20 protein-coding genes are annotated in these 19058 nt (G+C 64.5%); 7 read left to right on the forward strand and 13 right to left on the reverse strand.

Annotation, left to right across the window (positions count from 1 at the left end):
- Window positions 1-5: 5 nt before the first annotated feature.
- On the reverse strand, window positions 6-896 hold the full coding sequence (locus A7A77_RS02055) for a pseudouridine synthase (RefSeq protein ID WP_066553461.1): 891 nt from the start codon (window positions 894-896) through the stop codon (window positions 6-8).
- A gap of 164 nt (window positions 897-1060) precedes the next feature.
- Here A7A77_RS02055 and A7A77_RS02060 point away from each other — a divergent pair, with 164 nt between their 5' ends.
- Window positions 1061-2794, forward strand: a complete 1734-nt coding sequence (locus A7A77_RS02060) for an AmpG family muropeptide MFS transporter (protein ID WP_066553465.1) — start codon at window positions 1061-1063, stop codon at window positions 2792-2794.
- Here the strand turns inward: A7A77_RS02060 and A7A77_RS02065 are convergent.
- From A7A77_RS02065 to purB, 10 genes are all read right to left on the reverse strand, one after another.
- Window positions 2791-4113 carry a bifunctional folylpolyglutamate synthase/dihydrofolate synthase gene (locus tag A7A77_RS02065; RefSeq protein ID WP_066552772.1) on the reverse strand — a complete coding sequence of 441 codons (1323 nt, stop codon included), beginning with the start codon at window positions 4111-4113 and terminating at the stop codon, window positions 2791-2793. The two genes, A7A77_RS02060 and A7A77_RS02065, sit on opposite strands and share 4 nt — an antisense overlap.
- A gap of 13 nt (window positions 4114-4126) precedes the next feature.
- The gene (accD, locus tag A7A77_RS02070) at window positions 4127-4978 is read right to left on the reverse strand and encodes an acetyl-CoA carboxylase, carboxyltransferase subunit beta (RefSeq protein ID WP_066552779.1); all 852 of its coding nucleotides are present in this window, start codon (window positions 4976-4978) and stop codon (window positions 4127-4129) included.
- Window positions 4975-5766 carry a tryptophan synthase subunit alpha gene (gene trpA / locus A7A77_RS02075; protein WP_066552781.1) on the reverse strand — a complete coding sequence of 264 codons (792 nt, stop codon included), beginning with the start codon at window positions 5764-5766 and terminating at the stop codon, window positions 4975-4977. The genes accD and trpA overlap by 4 nt, the downstream gene beginning before the upstream one ends.
- Window positions 5763-7001 carry a tryptophan synthase subunit beta gene (gene trpB, locus A7A77_RS02080; protein WP_066552786.1) on the reverse strand — a complete coding sequence of 413 codons (1239 nt, stop codon included), beginning with the start codon at window positions 6999-7001 and terminating at the stop codon, window positions 5763-5765. Before trpB ends, trpA begins: the two co-directional genes overlap by 4 nt.
- A gap of 39 nt (window positions 7002-7040) precedes the next feature.
- Entirely contained in the window at window positions 7041-7679 is a 639-nt protein-coding gene (locus A7A77_RS02085; RefSeq protein WP_066552792.1) for a phosphoribosylanthranilate isomerase, read from the reverse strand.
- A gap of 10 nt (window positions 7680-7689) precedes the next feature.
- Entirely contained in the window at window positions 7690-8205 is a 516-nt protein-coding gene (locus A7A77_RS02090; protein WP_066552793.1) for a GNAT family N-acetyltransferase, read from the reverse strand.
- Entirely contained in the window at window positions 8202-8690 is a 489-nt protein-coding gene (locus A7A77_RS02095; RefSeq protein WP_066552794.1) for a hypothetical protein, read from the reverse strand. The genes A7A77_RS02090 and A7A77_RS02095 overlap by 4 nt, the downstream gene beginning before the upstream one ends.
- Before the next feature lie 2 nt (window positions 8691-8692).
- Window positions 8693-9367 (reverse strand): orotidine-5'-phosphate decarboxylase, encoded by a 675-nt coding sequence (gene pyrF, locus A7A77_RS02100; protein ID WP_066552797.1) that lies wholly within the window; start codon window positions 9365-9367, stop codon window positions 8693-8695.
- Window positions 9364-9672, reverse strand: coding sequence for a LapA family protein (locus tag A7A77_RS02105; protein ID WP_156500326.1), 309 nt, complete (start codon window positions 9670-9672; stop codon window positions 9364-9366). Before A7A77_RS02105 ends, pyrF begins: the two co-directional genes overlap by 4 nt.
- A 100-nt stretch (window positions 9673-9772) precedes the next feature.
- Window positions 9773-11083: an adenylosuccinate lyase gene (purB, locus tag A7A77_RS02110; RefSeq protein WP_066552806.1), complete on the reverse strand. Its 1311-nt coding sequence runs from the start codon at window positions 11081-11083 to the stop codon at window positions 9773-9775.
- 172 nt (window positions 11084-11255) lie between these two features.
- Between purB and A7A77_RS02115 the strand changes: the two genes are divergently transcribed.
- Entirely contained in the window at window positions 11256-12170 is a 915-nt protein-coding gene (locus A7A77_RS02115) for a DMT family transporter (RefSeq protein WP_066552815.1), read from the forward strand.
- Window positions 12171-12173: 3 nt separating this feature from the next.
- Here A7A77_RS02115 and A7A77_RS02120 read toward each other — a convergent pair whose 3' ends face one another.
- Window positions 12174-12905: an NRDE family protein gene (locus A7A77_RS02120; protein WP_066552817.1), complete on the reverse strand. Its 732-nt coding sequence runs from the start codon at window positions 12903-12905 to the stop codon at window positions 12174-12176.
- Entirely contained in the window at window positions 12905-13627 is a 723-nt protein-coding gene (gene radC, locus A7A77_RS02125) for a RadC family protein (RefSeq protein WP_066553466.1), read from the reverse strand. Before radC ends, A7A77_RS02120 begins: the two co-directional genes overlap by 1 nt.
- 211 nt (window positions 13628-13838) lie before the next feature.
- Between radC and A7A77_RS02130 the strand changes: the two genes are divergently transcribed.
- The 5 genes from A7A77_RS02130 to A7A77_RS02150 all read left to right on the forward strand — a co-directional run bounded on the left by A7A77_RS02130 (window position 13839) and on the right by A7A77_RS02150 (window position 19058).
- The gene (locus A7A77_RS02130) at window positions 13839-17027 is read left to right on the forward strand and encodes an intermembrane phospholipid transport YdbH family protein (RefSeq protein ID WP_082835841.1); all 3189 of its coding nucleotides are present in this window, start codon (window positions 13839-13841) and stop codon (window positions 17025-17027) included.
- Between the two features lie 32 nt (window positions 17028-17059).
- A complete protein-coding gene (locus A7A77_RS18530) occupies window positions 17060-17317 on the forward strand; it encodes a YnbE family lipoprotein (RefSeq protein ID WP_342668616.1) in 258 nt (85 codons plus the stop codon).
- Window positions 17317-17727: a YdbL family probable chaperone protein gene (locus tag A7A77_RS02140; protein ID WP_172799812.1), complete on the forward strand. Its 411-nt coding sequence runs from the start codon at window positions 17317-17319 to the stop codon at window positions 17725-17727. Before A7A77_RS18530 ends, A7A77_RS02140 begins: the two co-directional genes overlap by 1 nt.
- 181 nt (window positions 17728-17908) lie before the next feature.
- Window positions 17909-18226 (forward strand): AtpZ/AtpI family protein, encoded by a 318-nt coding sequence (locus A7A77_RS02145; protein ID WP_066552819.1) that lies wholly within the window; start codon window positions 17909-17911, stop codon window positions 18224-18226.
- A gap of 46 nt (window positions 18227-18272) precedes the next feature.
- The gene (locus tag A7A77_RS02150; RefSeq protein ID WP_066552829.1) at window positions 18273-19058 is read left to right on the forward strand and encodes a F0F1 ATP synthase subunit A; all 786 of its coding nucleotides are present in this window, start codon (window positions 18273-18275) and stop codon (window positions 19056-19058) included.

Below are 19058 nucleotides of genomic sequence, written 5' to 3' on the forward strand. Positions count from 1 at the left end.
GTTTTTCATGGGCGCGGGGCCCGTTGCTTCGCCTCGCGCGCCATGGCCTTGCGGAAACGTTCGACTTCCACTTGCGGCACTTCTATTGCCGCACCGCGAGGCAGATCGCCCAGCACGAATGGGCCGTAAGCCACGCGCAAAAGGCGGGAAACCTGCAGGCCCATGTGTTCCAGCACGTTCCTGACTTCGCGGTTCTTGCCCTCCGTCAGTGTCATCTCGATCCAGTTCTGCAACCCGCTGCGACGCTCCAGGTTCGCCTCGATCTGGCCATAGTGGACGCCGTCTACGGTGATCCCTTCGAACAGAGCCTCCAGGTCGTTCTGGCCAACTTTGCCCATCGCCTTGGCGCGATAAGTGCGCGGGACGCCGGATGACGGCAGCTCCAGCGCGCGCTTGAACTCGCCGTCATTGGTCAGCAGCAGCAGCCCCTCTGTATTGTAGTCGAGGCGGCCGACCGGCATCACGCGCGGCGTTCCGGCGGGCAGGGCATTGCGCAGCGCGGTGTAGATCGTCGCGCGGCCTTTCGGGTCTCGCTCCGCCGTCAGCAATCCGGCCGGCTTGTGAAACAGGAACAGGCGGGTGCGTTCGGGCGCGGCGACTTCCTTGCCGTCGACCGTTACGCCTTTCAGCGAAGTCAGCACGGTGGCGGGCGTCGTCACGACTGCGCCGTCGATGGCGATGCGCCCGTCCTCGATCATCCGTTCCACTTCGCGGCGGCTGGCTATACCGGCGCGGGCAAGCAACTTGGCGATGCGGTCGCCATCGCGTTTCGGCAGGTCTAGCGAGGGTTGCGAGGACGCAGGGGCGGGCTTGCGCCTGAACGGCGGACGCTTGCCGGGGCGGCGGTCGCTGGGCACGGGGCCTTTGCGTGGAGGGTTGCGTGGCGGTTTGTTCACGCCTGCGCCATGCGGCATCGGCTCTCAATGCACAAGGTTGGATGAGAGATCAGGGCCTGATGAGAAAGCGGGGCCGGAAGAAAACGGGGATAGCGTGGGGCTGCGATTGCAACCTTGTGGCCTGCTTCTAGTTTGTCCTTCCACAGGCGATGACGGAAGACCGCATGACGAGCACGATCAACGAAGCCGAAACTAATCCGGACGAGGCGGCACCGCTGCCCTCGCAAAAGCCGGGGTGGCGCAAGCTTCTGGCATCGCTGGGCAATCGCAAGACGGCCTATATGCTGCTGTTCGGCTTCGCTTCGGGCCTGCCCTACACGCTGCTGCTCTCCACGCTCTATGCCTGGATGAGCGATGCTGAAGTCGATCTGGAGACGATGGGCGTCTTCTCGCTGATCGGGCTGGCGTTCGCGTTCAAGTTCCTGTGGTCGCCCCTGCTCGACCGGATCGACCTGCCGGTGATTAAGGGGCTGGGCCATCGCAAACAGTGGATTGTGACGGCGCAGGCCCTGTTGGCCGTAATCCTGATCCTCGTGTCGCGGCTCGACCCGTCCGGTGCGATCGGACTGTTGTCCGTGCTGGCGGGCATGGGCGCGTTTGCCAGTGCGACGCAGGACGTGGTGATGGACGCATGGCGCGTCGATGTCGCGGATGAAGTGGCGACGATCGACATCCTTTCCACCGTCTACCAGCTCGGCTGGCGCTCTGCCGTGCTGGTGGGCGGCGCGCTTGCCCTGTTCATGGCAGAGCGGACGAGCTGGCCCGCAGTCTATGCGATGCTGGGCGTCGTCATGGCGGTGGTGGCCTTTGCCAGTATCTTCGCGCCTGAACCTGCGCGCACCACCGCTTCGCTGACCGCCGACGACGATGCCCTGCGCGAACTGCGTTCCGCCGGACAGCTTTCGCCAAAGGTGCGTGGGTGGGCGCTCGCCATCGTCGGCGTGCTGTGGGCGTGGGCGCTGGTTACGGTGGGCGACTTCATGTTCCGCTCGCTTTCCAGCGATCCGGCGGCGCGGCCCGATTCGGTGAAATTCATCCAGAACATGGGGCCGGTGATCGTGATCGCGACGGTCGTCGTGCCCGTCATCATCGCCGCCGTGCTGGAAAACTGGCGGCGCAAGGGGCGCTACGTGCTGGACGCCACCGTGCCGAAGCAGGGCGGCTTGGACAGCCTAGTCGATCAGGGGTACCGCGCCCTGATCCTGCCGTTGACGGAATTCGTCGGGCGGCTTGGCTGGGCGGTGATCATCGTGCTGACGCTGGTGCTCACCTACCGCTTTACCGACACCGTCTGGGGCAGCTTTGCCTATCCGTTCTACCTTGGCGAACTGGAATATTCGAAGGACGAGGTGGCGATTGCGTCCAAGTTCTTCGGGGTCGGCGCGCTGATGCTGGGCATCGCGCTGGGCGGCGCATTGTTCAGCTTTATCGGGCGTATGCCGGTGATGCTTATCGGTGCGCTGACGGCGGCCCTGTCGAACCTGCTCTATGCCGATTTGGCGCTCGGCGGGCATACGATGGCGGCGGTGTCGGATTTCACCGGCTTCACCACGCTGGTTGAGGCGTTCGGCGGGGACCAGCGGCTGGCCAAGCTGATGGTCGCCATTGCGGGCGAGAATCTTGCCGGCGGTCTCGCGGGGGCGGCGCTGGTTGCCTATCTCTCGTCGATCACGGCCAAGGGCTATTCGGCGGTGCAGTACGCGCTTTTGTCATCGCTGACGTTCCTTGTCGGCACGCTGGGGCGCGGCGCACTGGGACAGATGATCGACGAGCAGGGTTATTACCCTGTCTTCATCCTGACCACGCTTCTGGGGATGATCGCGGTCGTTTTCTGCGTGATCGAATGGTGGCGGCAGGCCCGTCTGGGCAAGCGCGCGGGCATCGTCGCGGCGGGTTAGTCCGGCAACGGTCCGTTGATCCGCAGCACTTCACCGGCAAGGTAGAGGGATCCGCAGATAAGCACGATTCCGGCCGTATCGATCGCCGAAAGCGCGGTTTCGAGTGACGGGGCAGTGCCGGTCTTACCCACTCCTGCCCGAGCCGCGATGGCTGCCAGATCGGCAGGGGCGTAAGCCTCATGCCCCGATAGGGACACGGCGGTGTAGCTGGCCAGCCGGTACGCGAAGGGCGCAAGAAATCCGTGGGCATCCTTGGCGGCCAGCATGGCGCCAACCGCGTGGATCGGCGCGTCAAGCGTGGCAAGATAGTCGGCCAGAACCTGCCCCGCATCGGGGTTGTGCCCGCCATCCAGAAGGACTTTCGATTCCGGCACGAGCGCGGTCAGCGGTCCTTCGGGCAGCCATTGCAATCGCGCGGGCCAGCGCGCTTCGGCAATCCCGTCGGCAATGGCCTGCGCCGGCACCGTCACACGGTCCTGATGCCGCAGTATGGCTACCGCGAGCGCGGCGTTGTCTGCCTGAAACGCGCCGGGCAGGGCGGGCAGGGGCAGGGTCAGCGACCCGTGCCTGTCGCTATATTCGATGGTAGCGCCCGCCGATGCCTGCCAGTCCGCCCCGCGCATGTGTAGCGGCGCACCGGCTATGCGGGCCGCCCGCTCGATCTGGTCCTGCGCGTCCGGCCCGTAGGCCTGCGTCACGACCGGACAGCCGGGCTTGACGATCCCTGCCTTTTCGAACGCGATGCGGGCCATCGGATGCGCGGGTGTGCCCTCTTCGGGTGCAAGCAGGAAGCGTTCGTGATCCAGCCCGAGCGATGCGATGCCGCAGGCGGCGGGATGTTCGATCACGTTGCTGGCATCGAACCGCCCGCCAAGCCCGACCTCGATCACGCAGGCGTCGGCTTCCACGCGCGAAAAGCCGAGGAAGGCGGCGGCCGTGGTGATTTCGAAGAAGCTGGCGCCGATATCCTCGCCCGCGTCCAGCACTTCGCGCAGCAGGTCGGCCAACGTTGCGTCATCAACCAGCTCGTTCGCCAGCCTGATCCGCTCGTTATAGCGGACGAGATGCGGGCTGGTGAACTGGTGCACCCGCTTGCCGCCTGCGCGCAGCATGGCGACGAGGAAGGCGCTGGTCGAACCTTTGCCGTTGGTGCCCGCGATATGGAACGCAGGCGGCATGGCGCGGTGCGGATCGCCCAGCCGCGCCAGCAATTCGCGCACGGGATCGAGGCCAAGCCGCCCTTGGGGCAGGCTCAGCGCGGCGAGCCGGTCGAGCTGTTCCTGCACGGCCGGACTGTCGGAGACAGCGAAATCGCGCACGGCGTGAAGCCTGTCAGGCGGCCTGTTTCGCCGCCATCAGGTAATCGATCACGTCGGCTAGCGTCTTTCGCAGGTCTTTCCGGTGCACGACCATGTCCAGCATGCCGTGCGCGTGCAGGTATTCGGCGCGCTGGAACCCTTCGGGCAGCTTTTCGCGGATCGTGTCCTGAATCACGCGCTGTCCGGCAAAGCCGATCAGGGCGTTGGGCTCGGCAATCTGGATGTCGCCCAGCATGGCGTAGCTGGCCGTGACGCCGCCGGTCGTCGGATCGGTCAGCACGACGATGTAGGGAAGCCCCGCGATCTTCAGCTTCTGGATCGCCACGGTCGTGCGCGGCATCTGCATCAGCGACAGGATGCCTTCCTGCATGCGTGCGCCGCCAGCGGCGGTGAAGATCACGTAAGGCGCGTTTTCCTTCACCGCACGGTCAACACCCGCGATGAAGGCATCGCCCACGGCCATGCCCATCGATCCGCCCATGAAGCCGAAGTCCTGAACGCCGACAACAGCCTTGCGCCCGTCGATGGTGCCCGCCGCGTTGGTCAGCGCATCGGGGTGCGGCGCGCCGTGCCGCGCGGCCTTCAGCCTGTCGGTATAGCGCTTGGAATCCTTGAACTTCAGCGGGTCTTCCTTGACGCTGGGCGAAGGCAGCACTTCGTATCCGGCGTCGAGAATCTGGTCCAGGCGACAGTCCGCGCCAATGCGCCCGTGATCGTCACAGCGCGGGCAAACCCAGAGGTTTTCCTCGTAGTCCTTGGTAAACAGCATCTCCTGGCAGTTCTTGCACTTGCGCCACAGGTTGTCGGGCGTGTCGCGCTTGGCGACGAAGGGGATGCGGTTGCGGACGCGGGTGAGCCAGCTCATGCGTTTTCCTTTCGTGCGGCGTGGACCGCTTCGGCCAGTGCGGTGGTCAGTTCGCGCACATGCGCGGGCGCGTCATCGCCATGCTTGCCGACTAGTTCGACCAGCGCCGATCCGACCACGACACCATCGGCGACCTTGGCGATGGCACCGGCCTGTTCGGGGGTGCGGACGCCGAAGCCGACGGCAACGGGCAGGTCGGTTCCGGCCTTGAGGCGCGAAACAGCCTCATCGATAGAGGCGGTTGCGGCCTGTTGCAGACCGGTGATCCCGGCGACCGATACGTAATAGAGAAAGCCGGTCGCAGTCTCGAGAACCTGCGGAAGACGCGCCGCATCGGTGGTCGGCGTGGCAAGGCGGATCGTGGCGACGCCTGCATCGCGCAGGAAGGGGCCAAGCTCGGCATCTTCCTCCGGCGGGGTATCGACGCAGATCACGCCGTCGACACCGGCCTTCGCGCACTGCTCGGCGAACCAGTCGGCGCCGCGATGGATCATCGGATTGGCATAGCCCATCAGGACCAGCGGCACCTCTGGATGACGCGCGCGGAAGTCGGCGGCAATGCGGAAAACGTCGGCGGTCTTCGTTCCCTTGCCGAGCGCGCGCAAGTTGGCGAGCTGGATGCCGGGGCCGTCTGCCATTGGGTCGGTGAAGGGCATGCCCAGCTCGATCACGTCTGCCCCGCCTTCGACCAGCGCGTCGAGCACGGCATCGGTCGGCCCGTCACCGGCAGTGACGAAGCAGACGAGGGCGGGGTGGGGCTTGCCGAAGGCGGCGTCGAAACGGCTCACAGTTCAACCCCCAGCGCATCGGCGACGGTGAAGATATCCTTGTCCCCGCGACCGCACAGGTTCGCGCAGATGATGGCATCGCGCGGCATTTCGCGCGCAACCTTTGCCACTGCCGCGATGGCGTGGCTGGGTTCCAGCGCCGGGATGATGCCCTCTGTCCGGCAGAGCAGCTGGAAGGCGTCCAGCGCCTCCTTGTCCGTCGCCGAGGTATAGTCGACGCGGCCGGTTTCCTTCAGCCACGAATGTTCCGGCCCGATGCCGGGATAGTCGAGGCCTGCCGAAATCGAGTGACCCTCGACGATCTGGCCGTCATCGTCCTGCAGAAGGTAGGTCTTGTTGCCATGCAGAATGCCCGGCGATCCGCCCGCCAGCGATGCGGCGTGATCCTTGTCGAGGCCATATCCGGCTGCTTCCACGCCCAGCATCTTGACCGAAGGATCGTCAAGGAACGGGTGGAACAGCCCGATGGCGTTCGACCCGCCGCCGATGGCCGCGACCAGCAGGTCGGGCAGCTTGCCGGTGCGGGCCAGCATCTGTTCGCGCGCCTCGCGTCCGATCACGGATTGGAAGTCGCGGACAAGCGCAGGGTACGGATGCGGACCGGCTGCGGTGCCGATGATGTAGAACGTGTCGTGGACGTTCGCGACCCAGTCGCGCAGTGCCTCGTTCATCGCGTCCTTCAGCGTCGCGGCACCGGCCTTCACGGCCTTAACCTCGGCGCCCAGCAGCCGCATGCGGAAGACGTTGGGCTGCTGCCGCTCCACGTCCTTTGCGCCCATGTAGACAACGCAGGGCAGGCCGAAACGTGCTGCCACCGTCGCGGTCGCCACGCCATGCTGGCCCGCGCCGGTTTCGGCGATGATCCGCGTCTTGCCCATGCGCACGGCCAGCAGGATCTGGCCGATGCAGTTGTTGATCTTGTGCGCGCCGGTATGGTTCAGTTCGTCGCGCTTGAACCAGACCTGCGCGCCCATTCCATCGGGAGCCGACTTGCGCAGTTCATCGGTCAGCCGTTCCGCATAATAGAGTGGGCTGGGGCGACCGACGTAATGCTCCAGCAGGTCCTCGAACTCGGCCTTGAAGGCCGGGTCGGTTTTGGCCCTGTTGTACTCCTTCTCTAGGTCGAGAATGAGCGGCATCAGCGTTTCCGACACGTAGCGACCGCCGAACTGGCCGAAGTGGCCGCGCTCGTCAGGCTGGTTGCGGAATGAATTGGGGTGGGCTGTCTCGTTCATGGCACTCGCGCTTGGCAGAAGGGTCGGGGTCTGTCCAGATCAGGTGGCGCGCGCCGCCCGGCAGAACGCGGCGATCTTGTCCGTATCCTTGACGCCGGGGGCACTTTCCACGCCGGAGGATACGTCGACAAGGGGCGCGTTCGTCACGCTGATCGCCTCGGCCACGTTGTCCGTACCGATGCCACCCGCAATGCCCCATTCTGTCGCGGAGCGATATCCGCGCAGCAGGTCCCAGTCGAAGCGGAGGCCCATCCCGCCGGGTAGAGCGCCCTTCGGCGTCTTGGCGTCGAACAGTGTCAGATCCACCGCGCCCGCATATTCCGATGATTTCGCAAGATCCGAAGCGCCGGAAACCGCGATGGCCTTCCACACCGGCAGCCCGAAACGCGAACGCAGGGTCGCCGCGCGTTCGGGCGTTTCCTTGCCATGCAATTGCAGCACGTCCAGCTTGGCTGCCGCGACGGCCTCGCCGATTTCCTCGTCTGTCGCGTCGACGAAGAGGCCGACTCGCGAAATCCGGCCCGCCGCGCGTTCGCCGAGCGGCGCTGCTTCGCGCGGTGTAACGGCGCGGGGAGAGGGGGGATAGAATACGAAGCCCGCATAGTCGGCGCGCGCGGCGATTGCCGCTTCCAACGCGTCGGCTTTCGAAATGCCGCAGATCTTGATGCGAGTCGCCATGGCGCGCGACTTAGGCGGACGAGAGCGTCTTTTCCAGCACCGTGAAGAATTGCGGCTCCGGCAGCTTGGCCGGATAGGGCAGGCGTTCGCCGGTCGGTTCGTAGCCGTTGCGCAGGTACCACGCGATCAGGCTGTCGCGCGTATCGATCACCGTCATGCGCGCCCGCTTCACGCCAAGGTTGTGGCAAAGCAGCTCTGCCGTCTTGAGCAGGCGGGAGCCGAGACCTGACGACTGGAACGGGGGATCGACGCACAGCATCCCGACATAGGCCACATCGGGCGGCTGGTCGCTGACGGTTACGCAGCCGACGATATCGTCGCCATTGCGCGCGACGAAGATCACGACATCGGGATCGGCGAACATGGCGGCCAGTTCGCCATCGGCCAGCCGCGTGTCGCCAAGGATGTCCGCCTCGTTCGTCCAGCCCATGCGGGCGTGATCGCCGCGGTAGCAATTCTCAACCATGAACGACAAAGCCGGCAGGTCGCCTGCCTTGGCCGGTTCGATAAGCACATCACCGCTCATGGCGCGTAGACCGGCCAGAACGGACCGCCCAACCCGCCGTTGAAGGCAAGGTGCGTGATCGTGCCGGTGGCGACATCGTATTCGGCGCCGAAGAACACCGGGCCACCATCGCAAACGCCGGTCGGCAGGTGGGCGGGGTTCACGGTAACGTCGGCAGGCAGGTAGTTGCCATAGACGATCGCGCGCCCGTTACGCACGATGCCCACGATTTCGCGCTGCCAGCGCGGGTCGCCCGCGGTGTAGGACAGCGGGTCGGGGTTTTCGGTACCGGACTGGTAGAGCGGCAACGTGCGCAGCGACGCCAGCGTCAGGGCCAGCGCATCCTCCATCGCGGCGACGTCTTCGTCGGCCGGGTCCCAGCCATCCTCGACGGGACCGGCCACGGGTCGCGAACAGCCGGGCAGCGCGAAACCGGGCGCGAGGGCGGCAAGGACGGTGGTGTTGGGCGGCAATGCCCCGGCGGCAAGGGCCAGCGCGGCGATCATCGTCAGAGCGTCGCCTCTATCGCGCGGGCGGCGGCCAGCGGGTCTTCTGCGCGGGTTATGGGCCGGCCGACCACCAGCACGCTTGCCCCGTCGTCGCGGGCCTGTCGCGGCGTGACGACGCGCTTCTGGTCTCCCGTCGCGCTGTCGGCCGGGCGCAGGCCGGGCACGACGAAGTAGCCGTTCTTCCACTGCTTGTGGACCGCGCCGACTTCCCTGCCGGAACAGACAATTCCGTCGAGGCCCGCCGCTTCGGACAGTTCGGCAAGGCGCATGACCTGATCGTGGGCGCAGCCGTTAACGCCGGTCTTGGCAAGATCGTTCTGGTCGAGGCTGGTGAGCAGGGTCACCGCGACGACCTTGGTGTTTTCGCCCGCCGCAGCCTTGGCATCCTCCATCATCGCGCGCCCGCCATTGGCGTGAACGGTGACGATGGCCGGTTCCAGCAGGTGGATCGATTGCATCGCGCCTGCCACGGTATTGGGAATGTCGTGGAGTTTCAGATCTAGGAAGATCGGCAGGCCGACGTGGGCCATTTCCATCACCCCGTGGTGGCCGTGGGCGTAGAAGAATTCCATGCCCAGCTTCAGCCCGCCGACATGCCCCTTCACGCGCTCCGCCAGCGCTTTCGCGGCATCGAGGCGCGGCATGTCGATCGCGACATAGACGGGATTGCTCACGCCAGCGGCTCCTCACCCGGTGCCGGCTGGCCCATGGCAGATTGTTCGTTCTGCGTGGCGATCAAGGACCGCTGCGCCGCTTCCAGCGAGGTGATCCGCCGCTTCAGCCGCCAGCGGCCAGCGCGGTGGAACAGCCACATTGGAAGAAAGCCCATCATGAACGAGGAAAGGATGATCATCGGCAGCGGCGTGTTCAGGACGACATTGTTCCAGATCGTGACGTCGATCCGGAACCAGTTCGCATAGGCGAATACCGCAAGTCCCGCGACGATCACCGCCCAGACGATGCTCCTGAATACCTGCAAACCCTAGTCTCCTCGTGCCACTTTGCGCCGACCCCCAAGTTCCGTTGGAACCTAGGCCGGTTCAACGTTCTTGACCAGTGGGCCAGAAGGCCGGTCGTCTTCAGCCGAAAACGCGGCTGAAGATCGTGTCGACATGCTTGAAGTGGTAGTCGAGGTCGAACTTCTCCTCGATCTGCTGTTCGCTCAGCGCCGCGGTCACTTCCGCATCGGCCTTCAGCAGTTCGAGCAGCGAGAGTGCGCCATCCGATTCCCACACCTTCATCGCGTTTCGCTGCACGAGGCGATAGGCATCCTCGCGGCTGACGCCCGCTTGGGTCAGGGCCAGCAGAACGCGCTGCGAATGGACGAGGCCGCCCATCCGGTCGAGGTTCTTCTGCATGCGTTCGGGATAGACCAGCAGCTTCTCGATCACGCCGGTCAGGCGGCCGAGCGCGAAGTCGAGTGTGATCGTCGCGTCCGGGCCGAAGAAACGTTCGACCGAGGAGTGCGAGATGTCACGTTCGTGCCAGAGCGCGACGTTCTCCATCGCAGGGACCGTGGCTGCGCGCACGACGCGGGCAAGGCCGGTAAGGTTCTCGGTCAGGATCGGGTTGCGCTTGTGCGGCATGGCCGACGAACCCTTCTGGCCGGGCGAGAAATATTCCTCGGCCTCCAGCACTTCGGTGCGCTGTAGGTGGCGGACTTCGACGGCAAGGCGCTCGATCGAGGAAGCGATGACGCCCAGCACGGCAAAGAACATCGCGTGACGGTCGCGCGGGATGACCTGCGTCGATACCGGCTCTACCGACAGGCCCATCTTGCCGGCGACATAGACCTCGACGCTCGGGTCGATATTGGCGAACGTGCCGACCGCGCCGGAAATCGCGCAAGTCGCAATGTCCTTGCGCGCAAATTCCAGCCGTTCCTTGCAGCGCGAGAACTCTGCATAGGCTTCGGCCATCTTCAGGCCGAAAGTCACCGGCTCTGCGTGAATGCCGTGGCTGCGGCCGATGGTGGGCGTGTACTTGTGCTCTTCGGCGCGGGTCCTGATCGCGGCGAGCAGCTTGTCGAGATCTTCGAGCAGGATCGCGGCGGCGCGGTCCAGCTGCACGGCAAGCGTCGTGTCCAGAACGTCGGAACTGGTCATGCCCTGGTGCATGAAGCGGGCTTCGTCGCCCACGTTTTCGGCAACCCACGTCAGGAAGGCGATGACGTCGTGCTTGGTCACGGCCTCGATCGCGTCGATCGCTTCCACGTCGATCTTCGGATCTGTCGCCCACCAGTCCCACAGCGCCTTGCCTGCGCTGGCCGGAACGACGCCCAGTTCGCCCAGCTTGTCGGTCGCGTGCGCCTCGATCTCGAACCAGATGCGGTACTTCATCTCCGGTTCCCAGATCGCGGTCATCGCGGGGCGGGCATAACGTGGGACCATTTTCGACTCCGTGACGGTCAGGATTTGCGTGTCGACGGGGCGGCTAGGGGGAGGGGGGCGAAATGGCAAGGGGGCGCGGCATGTTTCGTGGCATCGATGCAAGACAGGCGCGCGCCTTGCTGTTAGGGGCGCGGCGCGAATGCGCGTGTGTGATTGTCAGTCAGGAACCCTGATGCAAAAGCGAAGTATCGATTGGCTGACTTATGCCATGCTGGGACTGGTGATCGTGTTCTGGGCGGGCAACGCCATCATCGGGCGCGCGGTGCGCGACGATATCGATCCGGTGTTGCTGGCACTGCTGCGCTGGATCGCGGCGACTGTCATCATAGCGCCGTTTGCATGGCGCGGGCTGGCGGCCGACCTGCCGGCACTAAAGGCGGGATGGAAACCGGTGCTGGCCCTGTGCCTCACAGGGATCGTCGGTTTCAACACGCTTCTCTATATCGGGCTACACGGCACGACCGCTACCAACGCCCTGTTGATGCAGGCCACCATACCCGGCCTTGTCCTGTTGATCGGTGCGGTGGCGTTTGCGCAACGCGAACCGGGGTGGAAGATATTCGGCATCCTGCTTTCGGTTTTCGGGGCAGCGTTCACCATTTTTCGCGGCAGTCACGAAGCAGTGCTGGCGCTGCGATTGACCGGAAGCGATCTGATCGTCCTTGCCGCTTGCGTATCGTGGGCAAGCTATACCGCCCTGCTGCGGCTGGTGCCCGATGTCAGGCCCGCCAGCTTCGTGTTCGTGACTTTCGCAGGCGGGGCACTCGTGCTTGCTGCCATCGCGCTGGTGTTTCCGGGGCACCATGTGTCGTGGAACGTTGGTTCGATCCTCGGCGTCGCCTATATCGGTATCTTCCCCTCGGTCATCGCCTATTTCCTATTCAATGCGGCTGTCGCAAGGGCAGGGCCGGCAATTGCCGGACAGGCTGTCGCGCTGATGCCGATCGTAGGCGCGCTGCTTGCGGCCCTCCTGCTGGGAGAGGCGCTGCACTGGTATCACGCGGTGGGCATCGTGATTGTCATTGCAGGTGTGGTCATCGCCGGATGGGCGGATGTGATCAGCCCCTCCAACACCGCAAAACAGTAGCCGTCACCTCAGTCGCACGGCAATCGATGTCGTGCCGGTCGGCATGCCTTCAGCGTCGAAACGCCGCTCGTTGATCGACCCGGCTCCGTCGGCACCGATGATGACGACCGTACTGCACCGGGTGCCGTAGGCCCGGTTCCTGATGAAGACCGGCGCATCTTCGCTGTCTGCCTCCGCATGCGGGCCGGATTTCGCCAGCATGGCGAAGAAGGCCTCCGTATCCGGCGTACCGTGATCGAGCACGCCGCGCATGTCATCCACCAGCCGGTCGACCTTGGGCCAGGGATTAGCGAAGGCACCGTTCGACAGGCCATAGTAGCCGCCCATGTCCATGGCGAAGGGCTGGCTCATCGTGCGGTTGTCCACCACCCACCCTTCGCGCCCGTCGATCAGGACAAGGCTGAAACCGTTGTATCGCGACAGTTCGCCAAGCCTGTCTTCTACCCGGTGCCAGTCGCCGGTCAGCCAGTCGCTGACGAGCGCGCCGCGCGAAGGGGCATCGGGTCGGAAGTCATCGGGATCGCGGAAATTCGTGATCAGCGCCAGCCGCCCTGCCTCTTCCGAAACGCCCAGCCACGTGCCGCCCGATTTCAGGTCCCGCCCGGCGATGATGCCGCTACCGTCATTCCATCGCTTCAACGGCTCGGTGGGGCGTTCGTGGAATTCGTCGCGATTGGCGATGACGACCAGCGGGAAATCGGGATCGCAGCGCCAGCCGGTTACGGCGATGCACATCAGATCAGGCCCTTCGATCGCAGCGAGACATGGCCCGACCGGCCGATGATGACATGATCGTGGACGACGATGTTGAGCAGGCGTCCGGCCTCCGCAATGCGGTTCGTGATCTGGATATCGGCGCGGCTTGGCTCCGGATTGCCGCTGGGATGGTTGTGGACAAGGATGAGCGCCGCCGCGCCGACTTCCATCGCCCTGCGGATTACCTCTCGCGGGTGGATGGCGGCTTCGTCCAGCGAACCGTCGCCGACATGTTCGTCATGGATCAGCCGGTTTTGCGCATTGAGATAGAGCACCCGCACGCGTTCCACCGTCAGGTGCGCCATGTCGATGGTGAGATAGTCGATCAGGGCGGCCCACGATCCCAGCACCGGCTTGTCCTGCACTTCGGCGCGGGCAAGGCGGCGGGTCGCGATCGACACGATCTTCAATGCCGCGGCGCTCGTCTCCCCCATGCCGGGGTGGCTGGCCAGTGCCTTGGCGTCGGCATTGAACACGCCGGCCAGTCCGCCGAAACGGCTCAGCAGGGATCGGGCCAGCGGCTTTACATCGCGGCGGGGAATCGCCGTCATCAACAGGTATTCGACGAGTTCGTGATCGGCGAGGGCATCCGGACCGCCATGCAGCATCCGCGAACGCAGGCGCGCGCGGTGGCCCTTCGGATCGTGCCCGTCAGCCGGAGCGGAACCAGCCTTGCCACCGCGGCGTTTCGGGCTATCCATCGGCAGTTCATCCTGGCTCGCCACAATGCGATCCGTCACGCAATATTCTCCGCTGCCGGGACCTTACCGGTTTAAAACTCGTTTCGAATCCCGAATTTCCCCGGAAAATCCAAACTGCTTTAAAAACATTGCCTTTGCCGCAAGCCCTGCGCAAGTTCCGCCCACCGCGGGCAGTGGATTGCCGGATCGAAGCGGGCCATAACGGGATTAAATGACGCAACCCACTGACAGCGAAGAGATGCCCCGCGTGCCTTCCCGGCGCAGGCGGTATCTCGCGCGTACCGCAATCGGCGGGGCGGTGATCGTGGTGGCCGCGTTCGGGGCTGCATGGTTCAGCCGTATCGACATTGCGGACGGCATCATTCGCGACACGCTGGCGGAATATGACTTGCCCGCCAGTTACGACATCACCTCGATCGGTGCGCAGCGGCAAGTGATCGATAATGTCGTGATCGGCGATCCGGCCAATCCGGACATGACGGTCGAACGCGCGGTCGTCACTATCCGCTATCGCTTTGGCATGCCCGTGATTGGCGAGGTGCTGCTGGTGAAACCGCGCCTCTACGGCCGGCTGGTTGACGGGCGGGTGAGTTTCGGTGCGCTCGACCGTGTGTTCTATGCGGAGGGCACGGACGAACCGTTCCGCCTGCCCGACATGCGGGTTGCCATCGATGACGGCCGCGCGCTGGTGCGCTCCGAATATGGCAACGTAGGCGTGAAGGTGGCGGGGCAGGGCGCGCTTCGCAACGGGTTTTCCGGCGTGATCGGCGCCGTCGCGCCGGACCTTTCCGACGGCGATTGCACTGCGCGCGATGCCAGCCTTTACGGCAAGGTCACGATATCGGGCGAACAGCCGCAATTCGAAGGGCCTTTGCGCCTTGGCGGGATAGATTGTGACGAAACCGACCTGTCGCTTGGCAAGGCCATGGTGTCGCTCGATCTGACCGGTAGCGAGGCTTTCGATGCGTTCAGGGGCAAGGCAAAGCTCCTTTCCGGCAGGCTGGCGGCATCGGGGCAATCCATCGGATCGATCGCGGGCGATGTCGCGCTGTCCTACGGCAAGGAAGGGCTGAACACCGATATCGACCTGACCGGTGCCGATGCCTCGATCGCGGGCGCGACGCTGACCCGCATGGGTCTGGACGGGGCGCTGCGTGCGCGGGAGGGCTTTGCCAATGTCGCGTTCGACGGCAGCTTTTCCGGTGTGGGATTAAGGCCGGGCAGGGGATTGAACGACCAGCTTCGCGGATATGAAGGCACGGCTGCCGGCACACTGCTCGAACCGCTGCTGGCCAAAATGCGCGGCGCGCTTGCCGGCGAAGGCAGCCGCAGCACGATCGACGGTGAAGTGCAGGCCCGCATCGGCCCGGCCCGCAAGACGGTCATCATTCCCCATGCCCAGTGGCAGGGCACAAGCGGGCAAATGCTGCTCACCCTGTCGCGCGCGCAGATGACGCTGGGCGACGGTTCGCCGCGCTTTGCCGGTCATTTCGAGACTGGCGGACAGGGCATGCCGCGCATGGCCGGACGGATGGAGCAGGGCGCACGCGGGCAGAGCGTGATGCAGCTTTCGCTGGCCGAATATGCAGCGGGTGACGCGAAACTGGCGATCCCGGCAATGACCATCACGCAGGACGCGTCGGGCGGAATCGCGCTTGATGGTGATGTGCGGGCAAGCGGAGCGATACCGGGCGGCAACGTCCGGAACCTGCGCCTTCCGGTTTCGGGTGGCTGGCGGCAGCGGCAGGGGCTGGCCCTGTGGCCGGGCTGTGTGACGCCGACATTCGACAGGCTCGAACTGGCCAGCCTGACCTTGCAGAACCAGTCGCTGATGGTCTGCTCGCCAAAGGGCAGCGCAATCTTGCGCAGCGACGATGCGGGTACGCGATTCGCCGGCGGCGTTCCCGAACTCGACCTGTCCGGCATGCTGGGCGATACACCTGCTACTATACGTGGCGGTCCTGTCGGGTTGGGCATTCCCGGCACGCTGGTCGCGCGCGATCTGGATATCACGCTGGGCACTGCCGAAACGGCGACCGAGTTTCACCTGTCCGAACTCGTTGCCGATATCGGCCGCGATATCTCCGGCCGCTTTGCCGATGCCGAATTCCGCCTTGCCGCCGTTCCGCTGGACATGACGCAGGCGTCGGGTGAATGGGCATGGCGCGATGGCGGGCTGACCGTCACGAACGGCGCGCTGCGCGTGACCGACCGGCAGGCAGACGCGCGGTTCCAGCCGATGGTGGCCCGCGATGCAACGCTGCGCTTCGCCGACAACAGGATCATCGCCGAAGCATTGCTGCGCGAGGAAACGACCGACCGTGCCATTGTCGACGTTGACATCGTGCATGACTTGTCCAGCGGGACGGGCCATGCCGATCTGGACGTGCCCGGCATCACTTTCGACAACCGGCTCCAGCCCGACACGGTGACGCGCCTTGCGCTGGGCACCATCGCCAATGCCGAGGGGACGGTTACCGGCAAGGGCCGGATCGACTGGAACGAAGCGGGCGTTACCTCCACCGGCACGTTCTCTACCGATTCGCTCGATTTCGCGGCTGCTTTCGGTCCGGTTCGCGGCTTGTCGGGCACGGTGGAATTCACCGATCTGCTCGGCCTTGTCACCGCGCCGAACCAGAAAGTGCGGATTGCAGAGATCAACCCCGGCATCGTCGTCAACGACGGCGTCGTCGATTTCCAGATCGGGCCGGAACTGGCGCTCAGCCTGAACGACACGACTTTCCCGTTCATGGGCGGCACGCTGACGATGCGGCCCACGCGCATGAACCTCGGCGTCACGGAAGTGCGCAGCTACGTCTTCGAGATTGAAGGGCTGGATGCGGCCCGTTTTGTCGAACGCATGGAACTGGCGAACCTGCAGGCGACGGGCACTTTCGACGGCACGATTCCCCTGATCTTCGATGAAAACGGCGGCAGGATAGAGGGCGGCGTGCTCAATTCGCGCCCGCCCGGCGGCAATGTCTCCTACGTCGGTGCGCTGACGTACGAGGATATCAGCCCGATCGCCAACTTCGCCTTCGACGCGCTCAAGTCGCTCGACTACACGGCGATGCGCATCGGGCTCGACGGCAGCCTCGAAGGCGAAATCGTCACGCGCGTGAAGATCGACGGAGTGAAGCAAGGGGAGGGCGCCAAGCGCAACATCATCACCCGCCGCCTTGCCAGCCTGCCGATCCGGTTCGATGTCAACGTGCGCGCGCCCTTCATGCAGCTCCTGTCCAGCTTCAAGTCGCTCTACGATCCCGCTTCGGTCCGCGATCCGCGCGAACTGGGCCTCATCGGGGTGGAGGGCAATGCCCTCGTCCCCTCGGGCGAAGTGGTGCGGGGGCAGGACATAACACCGGTTGAAAACACCATTCAGCCTTCGGAAAGCGAGTAATTGCGATGAACTGTGCCAAATGGAAGGCTCGATTGACCTTGGGCATCCGCGATGCGAACACCGCTCCCACGATGGATAAGGGGGTCGGGATGGCGCATGGCGGGTGGTTCGGGGCGGTTGGCGCAGGCACCGTCGCCCCGCTGTTTCTGGCGGCGACCGGATGTGTCAACGTCAACGCACCGGCAGAACCGATCGTGATCGAGCTGAACGTGAACATTAAGCAGGAAGTACTCTATCGCCTCGTCGATTCCGCGAACGAGAACATAGAAGAGAACCCGGAGATTTTCTGATGACCAGCACCCGCCAGATCGTCCGCAAGACAGCTGCCGCCCTGCTTGCCGCGGGCGCGCTTGCCGTCGTGGCCGCACCGGCCGCCGCACAGGGGCGCGACCCGGCCTATGCCGCCGCACGCGCCAATGGCACCATCGGAGAGAAGATGGACGGCTATCTCGGTTTCGTCGGCAGTCCGTCGCCCACGCTCAAGCAGCTTGTCGACGACCTCAATATCCGCCGCAAGGCCAGTTATGCCGACCGCGCCCGTTCGCAGGGTGTGACGATCGAGGAATTTGCCTTCACGCAGGGTTGCCTGCTGATTTCGCGCACCGTTGCCGGAGAGAAATACCAGGCGCCGGACGGCAGCTGGCAGACTCGCGGTGCCGGGCCTGCCCGAGTCGATCCGCGCTGCCCTTCGGCAGGCTGATTCCCGCGCCAGCCACCAACCGCGCAAAACCCGCCGATTTCACGGGTTTGTGCATCGCCGCATAAATCGCCTTCTTCGACCATTGGGCCATGTTGACTTGGGTGCACCCCTTTCCTAAAGGGGCCGCGCCCAAGACGGGCAGCTTGTCGCGCTTGCAGGGCCTTTCAACGGAGGAACCGGCATGAACGAAGAGCAGTCCGGAAGGGAGCCCATTGGCGAGGATGCGCGCATCGACTCGCTCGACGCCCGGCTGAAGGCCGCGCGAGAGCGGGAAGAGACACGCAACAAGCCGCAAGTTCAGGGAACCGATGCGAACTATCGCCTCGGCTCCAAGGTTCTGGCGGAACTCATCGGTGGTCTTGCTGGTGGCGCGCTGATCGGTTGGGTGATCGACCGGTTTGCAGGCACGTCGCCTTGGGGTCTGTTGGTGATGCTGTTCCTCGGAATGGTTGTTGCCTTCAGGAACATTATTCGAATTTCGAACCGGCGCCCCGACTGACTATCAGGAAGGGCGCTGTCGTTCATAAGGCGACAGGGAAACACGCGTGGCAACCGAAGCCAAAGTCGACCCGATGCACCAGTTCACGATCCAGCCGATGTTCGGTACGGATCAACTGGAACTTCTGGGCTACAATATCGCCATCACCAATTCGACGGTGTGGATGGCGATCTCGGCGATTGCGCTGTGGGTCTTCGTGGCCGGCGGCATGAAGCGCCAGCTCGTGCCCGGCCGCTGGCAGATGGCGGTGGAAAGCTTCACCGGCCTGATCGACGACATGCTGGAAGCGAACATCGGCAAGAACGGGCGCAAGTACGTGCCCTATATCTTCTCGCTGTTCATGTTCATCCTGTTCGGCAACATCCTCGGCCTGCTGCCGCTGGGCGTTATCGGCCTGCACCCCTTCACCTTCACCAGCCACTTCACCGTGACCGGCATTCTCGCGATCATCTCGTTCGGCATCGTGCTGATCGTCGGTTTCGCGAAGCACAAGCTGCACTTCTTCTCGCTCTTCGTGCCGCATGGCACGCCCGTTCCGATGATCCCGATCATCTTCGTGGTCGAGATGATCAGCTTCATGGTCCGCCCCTTCAGCCTCGGCCTGCGTCTTTTCGTGGCAATGATGGCCGGGCACGTCCTGCTGGAAGTGCTGTCGAGCTTCGTGATCGGCTCCAGCAATGCAGGCATGCAGTATTTCGCGATCGCCGGTGTGCCGAGCTTCATCCTGATGGTCGGTATCTGCGCGCTCGAAATCCTGGTCGCGGGCATTCAGGCCTACGTCTTCGCACTGCTTACCAGCGTCTATCTCAACGACGCTGAAAACCTTCACTGA

The organism is Croceicoccus bisphenolivorans, assembly GCF_001634625.1.
In the GTDB taxonomy this organism is placed as follows: Bacteria; Pseudomonadota; Alphaproteobacteria; order Sphingomonadales; family Sphingomonadaceae; genus Croceicoccus; species Croceicoccus bisphenolivorans.